The organism is Burkholderia sp. AU6039 (genome assembly GCF_002223365.1).
Taxonomy (GTDB): domain Bacteria; phylum Pseudomonadota; class Gammaproteobacteria; order Burkholderiales; family Burkholderiaceae; genus Burkholderia.
This window is the reverse complement of the sequence record NZ_NKFK01000003.1, coordinates 19,880-35,070: the sequence shown is the minus strand read 5'-3', so window position 1 is coordinate 35,070 and position 15,191 is coordinate 19,880. Positions and strand designations below refer to the sequence as shown.

Here is a 15,191-nt window from a genome sequence, read left to right as displayed (position 1 = left end):
ATCGCAACCGATTCTGTCGCCTTTTAGTCCGAACCTTGAGCCTCATGACGCCAGCGCCCCTGTACTCCGTTACCGATTCGCCCGAGAGCACGCTGCTCGCGCTGGCAATGCTGCCGCCCGCGCTGCAGTATGCGTTCGCGGTCGTCGTCGGCCTTTGCGTCGGCAGCTTCCTGAACGTGGTCGTCCACCGGCTACCTGTGATGATGCAGCGTGCGTGGCAGGCCGAGATCGATGAAGCGACCGGCAATGCGAGCGCGCCGCCCGACGACGGCTACCCGCCGCGCTACGATTTGTGGCGTCCGCGCAGCGCCTGCCCGCATTGCGGCCACGTGCTGCGCGCATGGGAAAACATCCCGCTCGTCAGCTTTCTGATGCTGCGCGGGCGCTGCCGGCGCTGCGGCCATTCGATCGGCATCGTATATCCGCTCGTGGAGCTCGCGTGCGCGCTGCTCGCCGCCGGCTCACTCGCGGTATTCGGCCCGACCGTCGCCGCGCTTGCCGCGTTCGCGCTGTGCGCCGCGCTGCTCGCGATGAGCGCGATCGATATCCGGACGGGCTACCTGCCCGACTCGATGACGCTGCCGCTCCTGTGGGCCGGGCTCGTGCTGAACCTCGGCGGCACGTTCACGTCGCTGCGCTCGGCGGTGATCGGGGCCATGGCCGGCTACCTGTTCCTGTGGGCGATCTACTGGCTGTTCAAATGGCTGCGCGGCATCGAGGGCATCGGTTTCGGCGACCTGAAGCTGCTCGCCGCGCTCGGCGCATGGATGGGCTGGGCCGCATTGCCGCAGGTCGTGCTGTTCGCCGCGGTGACGGGCGCGATCGTCGGGCTCATCGCGACCTGGCGCGGCCGCATGCGCTTCGAGGAGCCGATTCCGTTCGGCCCGTTCCTCGCGGCAGGCGGCGCCGCGACGCTGTTTTTCGGCACCCCGTTCTATTCGGCGCTCGGAGGCTGACATGTTCGCAATTGGACTCACCGGCGGCATCGGCAGCGGCAAGACGACCGTCGCCGACCTGTTCGGCGCCCGCGGCGCGTCACTGGTCGATACCGATCTGATCGCCCATCGCATCACCGCACCGGGCGGTCTCGCGATGCCGGCGATCGAACAGGCATTCGGCCCCGGCTTCGTTGCCGCCGACGGCTCGCTCGACCGTGCGAAGATGCGCGCACTGATCTTCAGCGACGACGCTGCGCTCCGGCGCCTTGAAGCGATCACGCATCCGCTGATCCGCGCGGAAACCAATCGCGAGGCCCGCGAAGCGCAGGGTCCGTACGTGATGTTCGTCGTGCCGCTGCTCGTCGAGTCAGGCAACTGGAAGGCGCGCTGCGATCGCGTGCTCGTCGTCGATTGCCCGATCGACACGCAGATTGCACGCGTGATGCGGCGCAACGGCTTCACGCGCGAGCAGGTCGAAGCGATCATTGCGAAACAGGCGACGCGCGGAGCACGTCTCGCGGCGGCCGACGACGTGATCGTCAACGACGCGACGACACCCGACACGCTCGCCGCACAGGTCGATGCACTGCACCAACGCTATCTCGGGTTTGCGGCCGCCGCGCGCTGAACCTCGTGCCCAATCGTGATGGTGTACGAAATTGGCGCGTTGCTAGGGTAGAGAGTGAGCATTAGAATGTCCTGCATTGTTTCAATCCCTACCCAAGAGGCGAGCGCGCTTGATTCTTTACGAGTATCCGTTCAATGAGCGAATTCGCACGCTGTTGCGCCTCGAAGATCTCTTCGAGCGCTTCGCGTTCTTTTTGGCTCAGGAGGACCCGCGTGAACACCACGTCGCGCTGACGACGCTGTTCGAAATCGCCGAGGTAACGGGCCGCGCGGACCTGAAATCGGATCTGATGAAGGAGCTCGAACGTCAGCGCCAGACGCTCGCCCCCTTTCGCGGCAATCCGGGCATCGAGCAGAACGCACTCGAAGCCGTGCTCGGCGAAATCGAGCAAACGCTCGCGAACCTCGCGCAGATGCAGGGCAAGACCGGGCAGCACCTCGTCGACAACGAGTGGCTGGCCAGCATCCGCAGCCGTGCGGTGATTCCCGGCGGCACGTGCAAGTTCGACCTGCCGTCGTACTACGCATGGCAGCAGTGGCCCGCCGAGCAGCGGCGCCAGGACATCGCGAAGTGGATCCTGCCGATGCTGCCGCTGCGCGACGCGGTGACGATCGTGCTGCGGCTCGCGCGCGAATCGGGCCAGGCGTCGAAGGTCATGGCGATGCAGGGCAGCTACCAGCAGATGCTGTCCGGCCGCACCTACCAGTTGATGCAGGTGCGTGTGCCGCCGGAGTTGCGCGTCATTCCCGAAGCGAGCGCGAACAAATACATGCTGTGGGTACGGTTCACCATGCAGGACGGCGATGTGCGTCCGCGCGCGGTGGATATCGACGTGCCGTTCCATCTGACACTGTGCAATCTGTAACGGCCGCGGGCCGGATCGCTTTCGTATGACTACCGTTGTGAAATGCCCGTCGTGCGGCGCCGAAGTGCGCTGGACGCCCGAAAATCAGTTCCGCCCGTTCTGCTCGGCCCGCTGCAAGCAGCTCGACCTCGGCGCATGGGCCGCGGAAAAGTACCGGATCGGTGGATCCTCCGACGAGGGCCCCTCGTCGGAAGAAGACGGCACGGACGGCCGCCGCGACAGCTGAGCGGCGCGCGGCACCGCCCGCCAGTGATATGGCCCGCCTTTCCGGCAGGCCATCATGGCGTCAGTTCGACGCGGCTTCCTTTTCGAGCAGTTCGAGCACCGGCAGCGCGGCCGGCAACAGCGGCGCGACGGCGACCGGCAGTTGCTGCCACACGAACGCCTGCCCTTCCTTGCTGTGCGGCTCGCCCGTCCAGCCCGTCACCTTGCAGAAATACAGCCGCACGTACGCATGCGGATAATCGTGCTCGAGCGTGTGCCAGCGGTGGCTGGCCGTGACTTCGATGCCGAGCTCCTCGTGCAGTTCGCGCGCAAGCGCGTCCTCGACGCTTTCACCGGCCTCCAGCTTGCCGCCCGGAAACTCCCAGTAGCCTTCATACGGCTTGCCTTGCAGCCGCTGCGCGAGCAGGTAGCTTCCGTCCGGCTGCACCATCACGCCGACCGCGACTTCCGTCACCTTGCGGCCATCGGGCGCGCGCACCGCGCCTTGTGCAAGATCCGCGCTCATGCCTGCTCCTTGCGGCCCGACCAGTCACGCGCAAACTGCCACGCGACGCGCCCCGAGCGCGAACCGCGCTCGAGCGCCCACACGAGCGCATCGCCGCGTGCGGATTCGATCTCTGCATCGGGACAGCCGAAATGTCGCAGCCAGTGCCCGACGATGTCGAGGTAGTCGTCCTGCTTGAACGGATAGAAGCTGACCCACAGGCCGAAGCGCTCCGACAGCGAGATCTTTTCCTCGACGACTTCGCCGGGGTGAATCTCGCCATCCGGAAGATGCTTGTACGACTCGTTGTCGCTCATGTACTCGGGCAGCAGATGGCGGCGGTTCGACGTCGCGTAGATCAGCACGTTGTCCGACTGCGCGGCGATCGAGCCGTCGAGCGCGACCTTCAGCGCCTTGTAGCCCGACTCGCCTTCCTCGAACGACAGGTCGTCGCAGAACACGATGAAGCGCTCGGGACGCTGCGAGATCAGGTCGACGATGTCGCCGAGATCGTGCAGGTCGTCCTTGTCGACTTCGATCAGGCGCAGGCCCTCGTTCGCATACGCGTTCAGGCACGCCTTGATCAGCGACGATTTGCCGGTACCGCGCGCGCCGGTCAGCAGCACGTTGTTGGCCGGCTTCTGCTGCACGAACTGCCGCGTGTTCTGTTCGATCAGCCCTTTCTGGCGATCGATGTTGTGGAGATCGTCGAGCGTGATCGACGACACGGCCGGCACCGGCTGCAGATAGCCGCGCCCCTGGCGCTTGCGCCAGCGGAACGCGTGCGCGGCATTCCAGTCGACCGCGGCCGGCGCGGGCGGCAGCATCCCCTCAAGACGGCCGAGCAGCGCTTCGGCGCGCGTCAGAAACTGTTCAAGCTTGTCCATGTCGTTCGAACGCTCCCGATCAGGAGCGGTAATCCGCGTTGATGCTCACGTAGTCGTGCGACAGGTCGCACGTCCAGATGGTGGCCTGCGCGTCGCCGCGGCCGAGCAGCACGCGGATCGTGATTTCGCTCTGCTTCATCACGCGCTGGCCGTCTTCTTCCTGGTAAGCCGGGTTGCGGCCGCCCGCCTTCGCGACGAGCACGTCGTCGAGATAGAGGTCGATCTTGTCGACGTCCAGATCCGCGACGCCCGCATAGCCGATTGCCGCGAGAATCCGGCCGAGGTTGGGGTCGGATGCGTAGAACGCCGTCTTCACGAGCGGCGAATGGCCGATCGCGTAAGCGATCTGGCGGCATTCCGCGACATTCTTGCCGCCTTCGACCTGCACCGTCATGAATTTCGTCGCGCCTTCGCCATCGCGCACGATCAGTTGCGACAGCACCTGCGCGACTTCCGTCACCGCATCGCGCAGCGCCGCATAGGCCGGCGAATCGGTCGACGTGATCGCCGGCAGCGTGCTCTTGCCCGATGCGATCAGGATGAACGAGTCGTTCGTCGACGTATCGCCGTCGATCGTGATGCAGTTGAACGAGCGGTCGGCCACTTCCTTCACGAGCGTGTCGAGCACCGGCTGCGCGACGTTCGCGTCGAACGCGAGGAAGCCGAGCATCGTCGCCATGTTCGGCTTGATCATGCCCGCGCCCTTGCTGATGCCCGTCAGCGTGACCGTATGGCCGTCGATCGTCACCTGGCGCGACGTGGCCTTCGGCAGCGTGTCCGTCGTCATGATCGCCTGCGCGGCGTCGAACCAGTTCGCGGCCTTGCGGTTCGCGAGCGCGGCCGGCAGGCCGGCCTTCAGGCGATCGATCGGCAGCGGCTCGAGGATCACGCCGGTCGAGAACGGCAGCACCTGTGCCGGCTCGATGCCCGCGAGGCGCGCGAGTTCCGTGCAGGTTTCGCGTGCGTTCACGAGGCCCGGCTCGCCGGTGCCCGCGTTCGCATTGCCCGTATTCACGACGAGCGCGCGAATGCCCGCGCCGCCCGCGCGCACCTTGGCCAGGTGCTCGCGGCAGACGGTGACCGGCGCGGCGCAGAAACGGTTTTCGGTGAACACGCCCGCGACCGTCGCGCCTTCGTCGACGGAGATGACCAGCACGTCCTTGCGATTCGGCTTGCGGATGTTCGCTTCCGCCCAGCCGAGCGTGACGCCGGCGACGGGATGCAGTTGGGCGGGATCGATCGACGGAAAATTGACAGCCATGGGGCACACCTGCCGGATGGAAAATGCCGGCATGCGCCGGCATCGATTGGAAGAACCAGCGGCCGCACGCGCGGGCCGCCGCAACTCACCTCACTCACTCGAAACTGCGAACGAAGCGGCACGCGTGATGCGCGCCGCCGTCGATCATGACAGCTTCCCGTGACATTGCTTGTACTTCTTGCCGCTGCCGCACGGGCACGGGTCGTTACGGCCGACCTTCGGCATTTCGCCGCCAGGGCCGCTGTGCGTCATCGCGCTGCCGACCATGTCGGCGGTGGCCGTAGCCGCCGCGGCAGCCGTGACATTGGCCACCGGCGCACCGGCTTCCGCGTAATCGGCATGCTGGTACTCGACGTTCTCGAGATGACCGCCACGCTCCTCGATCTGCTCGGCGGCCTGCTCGAGCTGTTCCGGCGACTGGATCTGCACGTTCATCACGACGCGCGTGACTTCCTGCTTGATCGCCTCGAGCATCGCGGCGAACAGTTCGAACGCTTCGCGCTTGTATTCCTGCTTCGGATTCTTCTGCGCATAGCCGCGCAGGTGGATGCCCTGGCGCAGGTGGTCGAGCGCCGCGAGGTGCTCGCGCCACAGGCGGTCGACCGTCTGCAGCATCACCGAGCGCTCGAACGCGCTGAACGATTCGCGGCCGACCATCGCGACCTTCGCCTCGTACTGCTCGTCGGCGGCCGTCGTCACCGCGTCGAGGATTTCCTCGGCCGTGATCGACGAGGACTCGTTCACCATTTCCTGGATCGCGAGGTCGAGCTGCCAGTCGTTGCGCAGCGCTTCCTCGAGCTCGGGCACGTCCCACTGCTCTTCGATGCTGCCTTCCGGCACGAACTGGCGGACGACTTCGGTAATCACGCCGTGACGCATCGCGGTGATCGTCTCGGTGATGTCGTGCGCTTCGAGCAGCTCGTTACGCTGCTGGTAGATCACCTTGCGCTGGTCGTTCGACACGTCGTCGTATTCGAGCAGCTGCTTGCGGATGTCGAAGTTGCGCGCTTCGACCTTGCGCTGCGCGGACTCGATCGAGCGCGTGACGATGCCGGCCTCGATCGCCTCGCCTTCCGGCATCTTCAGGCGGTCCATGATCGAACGCACGCGGTCACCCGCGAAAATGCGCAGCAGCGGATCGTCGAGCGACAGGTAGAAGCGCGACGAACCCGGATCGCCCTGGCGGCCCGCACGGCCGCGCAGCTGGTTGTCGATCCGGCGCGATTCGTGGCGCTCGGTGCCGATGATGTGCAGGCCGCCCGCGGCCTTCACCTGCTCGTGCAGCGTTTCCCACTCGTCATGCAGTTGCTGGATGCGGCGCACCTTTTCGTCGGCCGGGATCGCTTCGTCGGCCTCGATGAATGCGGCCTGCTTCTCGGCATTGCCGCCGAGCACGATGTCGGTACCGCGACCGGCCATGTTGGTTGCGATCGTGACGCGCTTCGGCCGGCCGGCTTCCGCGACGATCGCGGCTTCACGCTCGTGCTGCTTCGCGTTCAGCACCTCGTGCGGCAGCCCGGCCTGCTTCAGCAGGTGCGACAGCAGCTCCGAGTTCTCGATCGACGTCGTACCGACCAGCACCGGCTGGCCCCGCTCGTAACAGTCGCGGATGTCGCGGATCACCGCGTCATAGCGCTCCTTGGCCGTCTTGTAGATCTGGTCCTGTTTGTCGATCCGCTTCGGCGGACGGTTGGTCGGAATCACGACCGTCTCGAGGCCGTAGATCTCGTTGAATTCGTACGCTTCGGTGTCGGCGGTACCGGTCATGCCGGCCAGCTTCGCGTACATCCGGAAGTAGTTCTGGAACGTGATCGACGCGAGCGTCTGGTTCTCGCTCTGGATCTTCACGTGTTCCTTCGCCTCGACCGCCTGGTGCAGGCCGTCGGACCAGCGGCGGCCGGCCATCAGGCGGCCCGTGAATTCGTCGACGATGACCACTTCGCCGTTCTGCACGACGTAGTGCTGATCCTTGTGGAACAGCGTGTGCGCGCGCAGCGCCGCGTACACGTGGTGCATCAGCGTGATGTTCTGCGGTGCGTACAGGCTTTCGCCCTCGCCGATCAGGCCCCATTCGGCGAGCAGGCGCTCGGCCTTCTCGTGGCCCGATTCCGTCAGGAACACCTGGCGCGCCTTCTCGTCGAGCGTGTAGTCGCCCGGCTTCTCGACGCCCGTGCCGTCGGCCTTCTCTTCGCCGATCTGGCGCTCGAGCAGCGGCGGCAGTGCGTTCATCCGCACGTACAGCTCGGTGTGATCCTCGGCCTGGCCCGAAATGATCAGCGGCGTACGCGCCTCGTCGATCAGGATCGAGTCCACTTCGTCGACGACCGCGAAATTCAGGGCCCGCTGCACGCGCGCGTCGGTCTCGTAGACCATGTTGTCGCGCAGGTAGTCGAAGCCGAATTCGTTGTTCGTGCCGTACGTGATGTCCGCCGCGTAGGCCTGCTGCTTCTGGTCGTGCTCCATGCCGGACAGGTTGATGCCGACCGACAGACCGAGGAAGTTGTAGAGGCGCGCCATCCATTCGGCGTCGCGCTGCGCGAGGTAATCGTTGACGGTCACCACGTGCACGCCGCGGCCTGCCAGCGCGTTCAGGTACACGGGCAGCGTCGCGACGAGCGTCTTGCCCTCGCCGGTGCGCATTTCCGCGATCTTGCCGTAGTGGAGCACCATGCCGCCGATCATCTGCACGTCGAAGTGCCGCATCTTCAGCACGCGACGGCTGGCTTCGCGGCAGACCGCGAAGGCCTCGGGCAGCAGCTTGTCGAGCGACTCGCCGGCCGCGACCCGCTGGCGGAATTCGTCCGTCTTGCCGCGCAACTGGTCGTCCGTCAGCTTCTCGATCTGCGTTTCGAGCGCATTGATCGTCGTGACGGTCTTTTGGTATTGCTTGACGAGCCGCTGGTTGCGGCTGCCAAAAATTTTCTGGAGAAAACCGGTTGTCATCGGATCGGATCCTGCGTCGCAGCACCGGCGCCCGGCGCGTGTTGCGCGCCCCGGCGCCCGAGCCTCGGCGGCTTAGCGAATTAGTGGACTCAAACGATGAATTTTAGCACGCGGGGAAGCGTGCGCCCGTGTCTCGGCCGGACGGACACTGCGCGCCGACCGCCGGGCCATCGGGGCGAAAGCCGCCCGTGCACGGGCCCGCACGGGTACAATCGGCGTCAACGTCCGCGCGCGTGCGCGCCCGAAGAATGTCTCGATGAACCGATTTTCCAAGCGTTTCGGCCCGCTCGCCCCGTATCGCCCGCAACCCGTGTCCGAAGTGCTCGGCCGCACCGACGCGTTCGCGGCGTTGCGCGCCGGCGTCGAACAGATCGCGTCGCTGCAGCGCGATCTTGCCGCGCTCCTGCCCGACTATCTGGCGAACCATGTCGAGCCCGGCTTCGTGAAGGATGGCACCCTGACCCTCTTTGCTGCGCACAACGCGTTGGCCGCTCGTCTGCGACAGGTCGAACCGCGGTTGCTCGGCGATCTGCAAAAACGCGGCTGGCCGGTCTCGACGCTACGCGTACGCGTGCGCCCGAAGGATGCGCCGGAGCCGCCCCACGTGAAGCAGGCGCGGATGACGTCGGCTGGCGCGGCCGCGTTGCGCGACCTGGCAGATCATCTCGAACCGTCACCGCTGCAGGACGCGCTCGCGCGGATGGCGGCCCGGCATGGCGCGAAGCCGCGCTGACGGCGCGCACCGCCGGCAACGCCAAGTGCCCGGCCAATAAAAAAGCAGCCCGAAGGCTGCTTTTTTATTGCTTGCACGGAACGCAGATCAGGCGAAGGCCGTCTGCATGTCGAACGCGAAGCCTTTCGGCGCGGCCTGCGGATCGTCGAACGTGACGATCTCGTACGCATCCTCGTTCGCGAGCAGTTCGCGCAGCAGCGCGTTGTTCAGCCCGTGGCCCGACTTGTACGCCGTGTACGACGCCAGCAGCGGATGGCCGATCACGTACAGGTCGCCGATCGCGTCGAGCATCTTGTGCTTCACGAACTCGTCGTCGTAGCGCAACCCGTCGTTGTTCAGGATGCGGTACTCGTCGAGCACGATCGCGTTTTCCATGCTGCCGCCACGGGCGAGACCCATCTCGCGCAGCATCTCGGCTTCATGTGCGAAGCCGAACGTGCGTGCACGCGCAATCTCGCGCACGTACGACGTATTGGCGAAATCGACCTCGAGCTCCTGGCCGGTCTTGTCGACGGCCGGGTGACGGAAGTCGATCGAGAATTTCAGCTTGAAACCGAAGTACGGATCGAGACGCGCGAACTTGTCGCCATCACGGATTTCGACCGTCTTCTTCACCTTGACGAAGCGCTTCGGCGCGTTCTGCTCCTCGATCCCGGCGGACTGGATCAGGAACACGAAGGTCGCCGCGCTGCCGTCCATGATCGGGATTTCCTCGGCCGTCACGTCGACATAGAGGTTGTCGATACCGAGGCCGGCACATGCCGACATCAGGTGCTCGACGGTCGACACGCGCACGCCATCCTTCTGCAACACCGACGCGAGCCGCGTATCGCCGATCGACGTCGCCGCGGCGGGAATGTCGACGGGCGTGGGAAGGTCGACGCGCGAGAAGACGATGCCCGTGCCGGGTGCGGCAGGACGGAGCGTCAGCTCGATCTTGCGGCCCGAGTGGACACCGATACCCACGGTCTTCACGATGGATTTGATGGTGCGCTGCTTCAGCATGATGTTCTTCGTCGTGATTGAAGATATCAATCAGGAGTTATATTCGATAGGGCAGATTATAGCGTAATTCCCTATTCAGCGTAGTTTGAAACTGCGTATCAATCTGTTTCGACTGTTTACCCGCGCCGATACGGGACGGGCCGATGCCCGGAACGGAGGCGTTTCCGGTCATCGGCCCGTGTTACAACTGCCCTGAGGCCGGTGAGCAGCGTTGCCGGAAGGCAACGGCGCACCGCACGATCAGGACGTCAACGTCGCGAGAACACTCGCCGCATCGCTCACTTCGAATTTGCCCGGCGCCTCGACGGCCAGCGTCTTGACCACACCGCCGTCAATCACCATCGCGTAGCGCAGGGAACGAATTCCCATGCCACGCGCGGACAAATCCTGCGTCAGCCCCAGCGCATGAGTGAAAGCCGCGCTGCCGTCCGCCATCATGCGCACCTTGCCCGCGGTGTGCAGATCACGTCCCCATGCGCCCATCACGAATGCGTCGTTGACGGACACGCACCAGATCTCGTCGATGCCCGCCGCGCGCAATTGCTCGGCGTGTTCGACGTAGCCCGGCACATGCTGCGCCGAGCAGGTCGGCGTGAAAGCGCCCGGCAATCCGAAGATCACCACCCGCTTTCCCGCAACCTGGTCGCGCACGCTGTAGGCGTTCGGCCCCAGCGTGCACCCTTCGCGCGCGTCGTCGATGTACTCGAACAATTGCGCGTCGGGCAGCGCGTCGCCCACTTGAATCATGGCTGGTCCCTCATAGCGATACGGTTTTTCAGCGTGTCGCGGACAGCACGGTCCACCCCGCCCCGCTTGAGCGGAGAGGGCACGTTTCCCGGCCCGGCGTCGCAGCCGACGCGGCCTGTCGTGGTCCGTAGCATCCGTCACGCCGGCGATACCGCGGCAGATTCGCCGCGGCTTCGCCTGTGTTTGCGTCAGTCAGCCTGCTTGCGCAGGAAAGCCGGGATGTCGTACGTGTCGACACCCTTCTCCTGCAGCGCCTGCACGTGCGATGCCGCGGTTTCGCGCGAATTGCGCCATACCGCCGGCGTGTCGAGCGCGCCGTAGTCTGCCGTGCTGACGTGATGCGTCGGCGCATAGCCGTGCGATACCGCGCTGACCGGCTGGTTGTCCGTACCCGTGCGCAGCAGCGTCATCGGTGCCGATTGCTGCTTCTTCGCCGCACGGCCCAGACCCGTCGCCACGACCGTCACGCGCAGCGCATCGCCCATTGCGTCGTCGTACACCGCACCGAAGATCACCGTTGCATCTTCCGCCGCGTAGCTCTTGATCGTGTTCATCACTTCGCGCGTTTCCGACAGACGCAGCGAACGGCTCGACGTGATGTTGACCAGCACGCCGCGCGCGCCCGACAGATCGACGCCTTCGAGCAGCGGGCTCGCCACGGCCTGTTCCGCCGCGAGGCGTGCGCGATCGACGCCGGCGACCGTCGCCGTGCCCATCATCGCCTTGCCCTGCTCGCCCATCACCGTCTTCACGTCTTCGAAGTCGACGTTCACGAGGCCATCGACATTGATGATTTCAGCGATGCCCGCGACCGCGTTGTTCAACACGTCGTCCGCGCACTGGAAGCACTTGTCCATCTCGGCGTCGTCGCCCATCACGTCGAACAGCTTGTCGTTCAGCACGACGATCAGCGAGTCGACGTGATCCTCCAGTTGCTGCGAACCGGCTTCAGCGACGCGCATGCGCTTGCCGCCTTCGAACTCGAACGGCTTGCTGACGACACCGACCGTCAGGATGCCCATCTCCTTCGCGATCTGCGCGACCACCGGTGCCGCGCCCGTGCCCGTGCCACCACCCATGCCGGCCGTGATGAACACCATGTGCGCGCCGCGCAGTGCGTCGGCGATGCGCTCACGCGCTTCTTCCGCTGCCGCACGGCCCATTTCCGGCTTCGCGCCAGCGCCCAGGCCCGTGTTGCCGAGCTGGATCACCGACGATGCGCGCGAACGCGACAGCGCCTGCGCATCCGTGTTCATCACGATGAAGTCGACGCCCTGCACGCCGCGGTTGATCATGTGCTGGACGGCATTGCCGCCAGCGCCGCCAACGCCGACCACCTTGATGATGGTGCCGTTGGTCTCGGTTTCCAGCATTTCGAATTCCATTGTTGCCTCCGTCAAGAGAATGACTGCTACTCGGCCGTTATTCGGCAGGAGATCGGGCAACCCCCTGTCGCGCGCCAGCCGCCGGCACCAGCGCGAATTTCGATTCGGTTCGATTCGTCAGAAGTTGCTCAGGAACCATTCCTTCATCCGCGAGAACACCTGTCCCGCGTTGCCGGACTGCACGGCGACCTTGCGGCCGCGCATGCGCTGGGCACTGCCTTCGACGAGCAGCCCCATCGCCGTCGAGTAGCGCGGATTGCGCACGACGTCGGAGAGGCCGCCTGCATATTCCGGCGCGCCGATGCGCACCGGTTTCAGGAAAATGTCTTCGCCGAGCTCGACCATGCCGGGCATCATCGATGCCCCGCCGGTAATGACCACGCCGGAGCTCAGCAGTTCTTCGTAACCAGATTCGCGCACGACCTGCTGCACGAGCGAGAACAGCTCCTCGACGCGCGGCTCGATCACCGCTGCCAGCGCCTGGCGCGACAGCGTGCGCGGGCCGCGTTCGCCGAGGCCCGGCACTTCGACCATTTCGTCCGGATCGGCGAGCGCCTGCTTCGCGATCCCGTAGCCGACCTTGATGTCTTCCGCATCCGGCGTCGGCGTACGCAGCGCCATCGCGATGTCGCTCGTGATCTGGTCGCCGGCGATCGGAATCACCGCGGTGTGGCGGATCGCGCCTTCGGCGAAGATCGCGATGTCCGTCGTGCCGCCGCCGATGTCGACCAGCACCACGCCGAGATCCTTCTCGTCTTCCGTCAGCACGGCCAGCGACGACGCGAGCGGCTGCAGGATCAGGTCGTTCACTTCGAGCCCGCAGCGGCGCACGCACTTGACGATGTTCTGCGCGGCACTCACCGCGCCCGTCACGATGTGCACCTTCACTTCCAGCCGGATGCCGCTCATGCCGATCGGCTCGCGCACGTCTTCCTGGCCGTCGATGATGAATTCCTGCGTGAGGATGTGCAGCACCTGCTGGTCGGTCGGGATGTTGATCGCCTTCGCGGTCTCGATCACGCGCGCGACGTCGGTCTGCGTGACTTCCTTGTCCTTGATCGCGACCATCCCGCTCGAGTTGAAGCTGCGGATGTGGCTGCCCGCGATCCCCGTGAACACGTTGGTGATCTTGCAGTCGGCCATCAGCTCGGCTTCCTCGAGCGCGCGCTGGATCGACTGCACGGTGGCCTCGATGTTGACCACCACACCTTTCTTCAGACCCTTCGACTCGCTCTGGCCGAGGCCGATCACCTCGTAGTGGCCTTCGCCCTTCAGCTCGGCGACGATGGCCACCACCTTCGACGTGCCGATGTCGAGGGAAACCAGCAGATCCTTGTAGTCTTTGCTCATAAAGTGCTCTTGCGTGTGATCTCTCGTTACTTCTTGCGCTTGTCGGTATCGGTCAGGAACCGCATGCCTGCCGCGCGAATCGCGAATCCATTCGGATAGCGCAGGTCCGCGTACTCGATGTCGTTGCCCCAGCGTTCCGTGACGGCCGGCCATGCGGCCACCAGGCGCTGGCTCCGGTCATGCAGCGACTCGCTGTTGCGTTCCTTGCCCAGCTCGACCTGCATGCCGTTCGACAGCTTCACCGTCCACGCGTACCGCGCCGACAGCGTCACTTCTTCCGGCGCCGCCTTCAGCGGCGCAAACCATTTCCCGAAGTCGCGATACCGCGTGACGACTTCCTTCGCACTGCCCTCCGGGCCGTCGAACGCCGGCAGTTCCTGCTCCAGCTCGCCCTGGTTCGCAGTGAACAGCTCGCCATCGACGCTCACGAGCTGGTCGCTGCCCCAGGTCCCGAGCGGTTTGTACTCCTCGAGCGTGACAGCCAGCGCATTCGGCCACACCCGGCGCACGCTCGCATGGCGCACCCAGGGCATCTGCTCGAACGCGGCGCGCGCGGCGTCGAGATCGACCGTGAAGAAATTGCCCTTCAGCCGGCCGACCACGCCCGCGCGCACCGTCGGTGAATTGATGTGCTCGGTGTCGCCGTCGATCCGGATTTCCCGCAGCGCGAACGTCGGGCGCTGGATCAGCCAGTAGCAGCCGGCCGCCGCCAACACGAGCAGCAGCAGCGCGTACAGCGCGCTGGCGGCAAGGTTGAGTTGGCGAACGTTGTTCCACATACGTCGTTCCGTTCCTGCGTCAGTCGTTGAGCGTGAGCGACAGCACCTTCACGACCAGCTCCGAATAGCTGATGCCGACCGCGCGCGCGGCCTTCGGCGGCAGCGAGTGGTCGGTCATGCCCGGCGCGGTGTTCACTTCCAGGAAGTACGCGTTGCCGTCGGCGTCGAGCATGAAGTCCGCGCGGCCCCAGTCGGTGCAGCCGAGCACGTCGAACGCCCGGCGCGCGACGCGCTTGAGCTCCGCTTCCTTGTCGGCGGGCAGCCCACACGGAATCAGGTATTGCGTGTCGTCGGCGACGTACTTCGCGTGATAGTCGTAGAACTCGCCGGCCGGCACGATCTTGATCACCGGCAGGTCGAGATCGCCGGCGATGCAGGCGGTGTACTCGCCGCCGCCTTCGATGCTCTTCTCGACGATCACGATCGGGTCGTGCGTCGCGGCTTCCGCGAGCGCGGCCGGCAGCGCATCGGCCGTCTTCACCTTCAGCACCGCGACGCTCGAGCCTTCGCTCGCCGGCTTCACGAACAGCGGCAGGCCGAGCTTCGCGACGATGTCCGTCGCGCGCGCCGCGAGGTCGTCGCCGCGCAGCACCGTCTCGAACGGCGGCGTCGGCACGCCCGTCTGCTGCCACACGAGCTTCGTGCGGAACTTGTCGAGGCCGAGCGCCGAGCCGAGCACGCCGCTGCCCGTGTAGCGAATGCCGTAGAAATCGAGCGCGCCCTGGATCTGGCCGTTCTCGCCGTAGCCGCCGTGCAGGGCGTTGAACGCGCGCACGAACCCTTCATCCTTCAGCGCCGCCAGCGGGCGCTCGGCCGGGTCGAACGGGTGCGCGTCGATGCCCGCGTCGCGCAGGCCCTGCAGCACGAGCTTGCCCGACGTGAGCGACACCTCGCGCTCCGAGGACTCGCCGCCGAACAACACCGCCACCTTGCCGAAACGTTTCGGATCAATCCCGCTCAT

15 protein-coding genes are annotated in these 15,191 nt (G+C 65.6%); 5 read left to right on the top strand and 10 right to left on the bottom strand.

The genetic code is table 11. The annotated features are described in order from the left end of the window. The first annotated feature begins 44 nt into the window (after positions 1-44). From CFB39_RS02720 to CFB39_RS02705, 4 genes are all read left to right on the top strand, one after another. Positions 45-956, top strand: a complete 912-nt coding sequence (locus tag CFB39_RS02720) for an A24 family peptidase (RefSeq protein ID WP_089472110.1) — start codon at positions 45-47, stop codon at positions 954-956. 1 nt (position 957) lies between these two features. Further along, positions 958-1,566 (top strand): dephospho-CoA kinase, encoded by a 609-nt coding sequence (gene coaE / locus CFB39_RS02715; protein ID WP_089472109.1) that lies wholly within the window; start codon positions 958-960, stop codon positions 1,564-1,566. Positions 1,567-1,675: 109 nt separating this feature from the next. Then, positions 1,676-2,431 carry a cell division protein ZapD gene (gene zapD / locus CFB39_RS02710; RefSeq protein ID WP_039353119.1) on the top strand — a complete coding sequence of 252 codons (756 nt, stop codon included), beginning with the start codon at positions 1,676-1,678 and terminating at the stop codon, positions 2,429-2,431. 25 nt (positions 2,432-2,456) lie between these two features. After that, on the top strand, positions 2,457-2,657 hold the full coding sequence (locus CFB39_RS02705) for a DNA gyrase inhibitor YacG (RefSeq protein ID WP_027788444.1): 201 nt from the start codon (positions 2,457-2,459) through the stop codon (positions 2,655-2,657). Between the two features lie 60 nt (positions 2,658-2,717). On the opposite strand, the gene CFB39_RS02700 is transcribed toward CFB39_RS02705, so the two are convergent. The 4 genes from CFB39_RS02700 to secA form a co-directional block, all read right to left on the bottom strand. Further along, positions 2,718-3,161 carry an NUDIX domain-containing protein gene (locus tag CFB39_RS02700; RefSeq protein WP_039353126.1) on the bottom strand — a complete coding sequence of 148 codons (444 nt, stop codon included), beginning with the start codon at positions 3,159-3,161 and terminating at the stop codon, positions 2,718-2,720. Next, complete coding sequence (locus CFB39_RS02695) at positions 3,158-4,027, bottom strand: ATP-binding protein (protein ID WP_089472108.1); 870 nt, start codon at positions 4,025-4,027, stop codon at positions 3,158-3,160. The genes CFB39_RS02700 and CFB39_RS02695 overlap by 4 nt, the downstream gene beginning before the upstream one ends. A 19-nt stretch (positions 4,028-4,046) precedes the next feature. Next, complete coding sequence (argJ, locus tag CFB39_RS02690) at positions 4,047-5,288, bottom strand: bifunctional glutamate N-acetyltransferase/amino-acid acetyltransferase ArgJ (RefSeq protein WP_089472107.1); 1,242 nt, start codon at positions 5,286-5,288, stop codon at positions 4,047-4,049. 144 nt (positions 5,289-5,432) lie between these two features. Beyond that, positions 5,433-8,231 (bottom strand): preprotein translocase subunit SecA, encoded by a 2,799-nt coding sequence (secA, locus tag CFB39_RS02680; RefSeq protein ID WP_089472106.1) that lies wholly within the window; start codon positions 8,229-8,231, stop codon positions 5,433-5,435. Positions 8,232-8,487: 256 nt separating this feature from the next. On the opposite strand from secA, the gene CFB39_RS02675 reads away from it, so the two are divergent. Next, positions 8,488-8,964 carry a DUF721 domain-containing protein gene (locus CFB39_RS02675; protein WP_089472105.1) on the top strand — a complete coding sequence of 159 codons (477 nt, stop codon included), beginning with the start codon at positions 8,488-8,490 and terminating at the stop codon, positions 8,962-8,964. An 87-nt stretch (positions 8,965-9,051) separates the two neighbouring features. Here the strand turns inward: CFB39_RS02675 and lpxC are convergent, their stop codons facing one another. The 6 genes from lpxC to CFB39_RS02645 all read right to left on the bottom strand — a co-directional run bounded on the left by lpxC (position 9,052) and on the right by CFB39_RS02645 (position 15,191). After that, entirely contained in the window at positions 9,052-9,969 is a 918-nt protein-coding gene (lpxC, locus tag CFB39_RS02670; RefSeq protein ID WP_011350845.1) for a UDP-3-O-acyl-N-acetylglucosamine deacetylase, read from the bottom strand. A gap of 240 nt (positions 9,970-10,209) precedes the next feature. Beyond that, on the bottom strand, positions 10,210-10,716 hold the full coding sequence (locus CFB39_RS02665; RefSeq protein WP_011350844.1) for a peroxiredoxin: 507 nt from the start codon (positions 10,714-10,716) through the stop codon (positions 10,210-10,212). 188 nt (positions 10,717-10,904) lie between these two features. Continuing rightward, complete coding sequence (gene ftsZ / locus CFB39_RS02660) at positions 10,905-12,101, bottom strand: cell division protein FtsZ (protein ID WP_011350843.1); 1,197 nt, start codon at positions 12,099-12,101, stop codon at positions 10,905-10,907. Between the two features lie 117 nt (positions 12,102-12,218). Then, positions 12,219-13,451, bottom strand: a complete 1,233-nt coding sequence (gene ftsA, locus CFB39_RS02655) for a cell division protein FtsA (protein ID WP_006487138.1) — start codon at positions 13,449-13,451, stop codon at positions 12,219-12,221. Between the two features lie 26 nt (positions 13,452-13,477). After that, positions 13,478-14,230 (bottom strand): cell division protein FtsQ/DivIB, encoded by a 753-nt coding sequence (locus tag CFB39_RS02650; protein WP_011350842.1) that lies wholly within the window; start codon positions 14,228-14,230, stop codon positions 13,478-13,480. Between the two features lie 19 nt (positions 14,231-14,249). Beyond that, entirely contained in the window at positions 14,250-15,191 is a 942-nt protein-coding gene (locus CFB39_RS02645) for a D-alanine--D-alanine ligase (protein WP_089472104.1), read from the bottom strand.

Coding starts and splice junctions, on each gene's coding strand:
- CFB39_RS02720 (WP_089472110.1), top strand. CDS start 45: ATGACGCCAGCGCCCCTGTACTCCGTTACCGATTCGCCCGAGAGCACG.
- coaE (WP_089472109.1), top strand. CDS start 958: ATGTTCGCAATTGGACTCACCGGCGGCATCGGCAGCGGCAAGACGACC.
- CFB39_RS02705 (WP_027788444.1), top strand. CDS start 2,457: ATGACTACCGTTGTGAAATGCCCGTCGTGCGGCGCCGAAGTGCGCTGG.
- CFB39_RS02700 (WP_039353126.1), bottom strand. CDS start 3,161: ATGAGCGCGGATCTTGCACAAGGCGCGGTGCGCGCGCCCGATGGCCGC.
- CFB39_RS02695 (WP_089472108.1), bottom strand. CDS start 4,027: ATGGACAAGCTTGAACAGTTTCTGACGCGCGCCGAAGCGCTGCTCGGC.
- argJ (WP_089472107.1), bottom strand. CDS start 5,288: ATGGCTGTCAATTTTCCGTCGATCGATCCCGCCCAACTGCATCCCGTC.
- secA (WP_089472106.1), bottom strand. CDS start 8,231: ATGACAACCGGTTTTCTCCAGAAAATTTTTGGCAGCCGCAACCAGCGG.
- CFB39_RS02675 (WP_089472105.1), top strand. CDS start 8,488: ATGAACCGATTTTCCAAGCGTTTCGGCCCGCTCGCCCCGTATCGCCCG.
- lpxC (WP_011350845.1), bottom strand. CDS start 9,969: ATGCTGAAGCAGCGCACCATCAAATCCATCGTGAAGACCGTGGGTATC.
- CFB39_RS02665 (WP_011350844.1), bottom strand. CDS start 10,716: ATGATTCAAGTGGGCGACGCGCTGCCCGACGCGCAATTGTTCGAGTAC.
- ftsZ (WP_011350843.1), bottom strand. CDS start 12,101: ATGGAATTCGAAATGCTGGAAACCGAGACCAACGGCACCATCATCAAG.
- ftsA (WP_006487138.1), bottom strand. CDS start 13,451: ATGAGCAAAGACTACAAGGATCTGCTGGTTTCCCTCGACATCGGCACG.
- CFB39_RS02650 (WP_011350842.1), bottom strand. CDS start 14,230: ATGTGGAACAACGTTCGCCAACTCAACCTTGCCGCCAGCGCGCTGTAC.
- CFB39_RS02645 (WP_089472104.1), bottom strand. CDS start 15,191: ATGAGCGGGATTGATCCGAAACGTTTCGGCAAGGTGGCGGTGTTGTTC.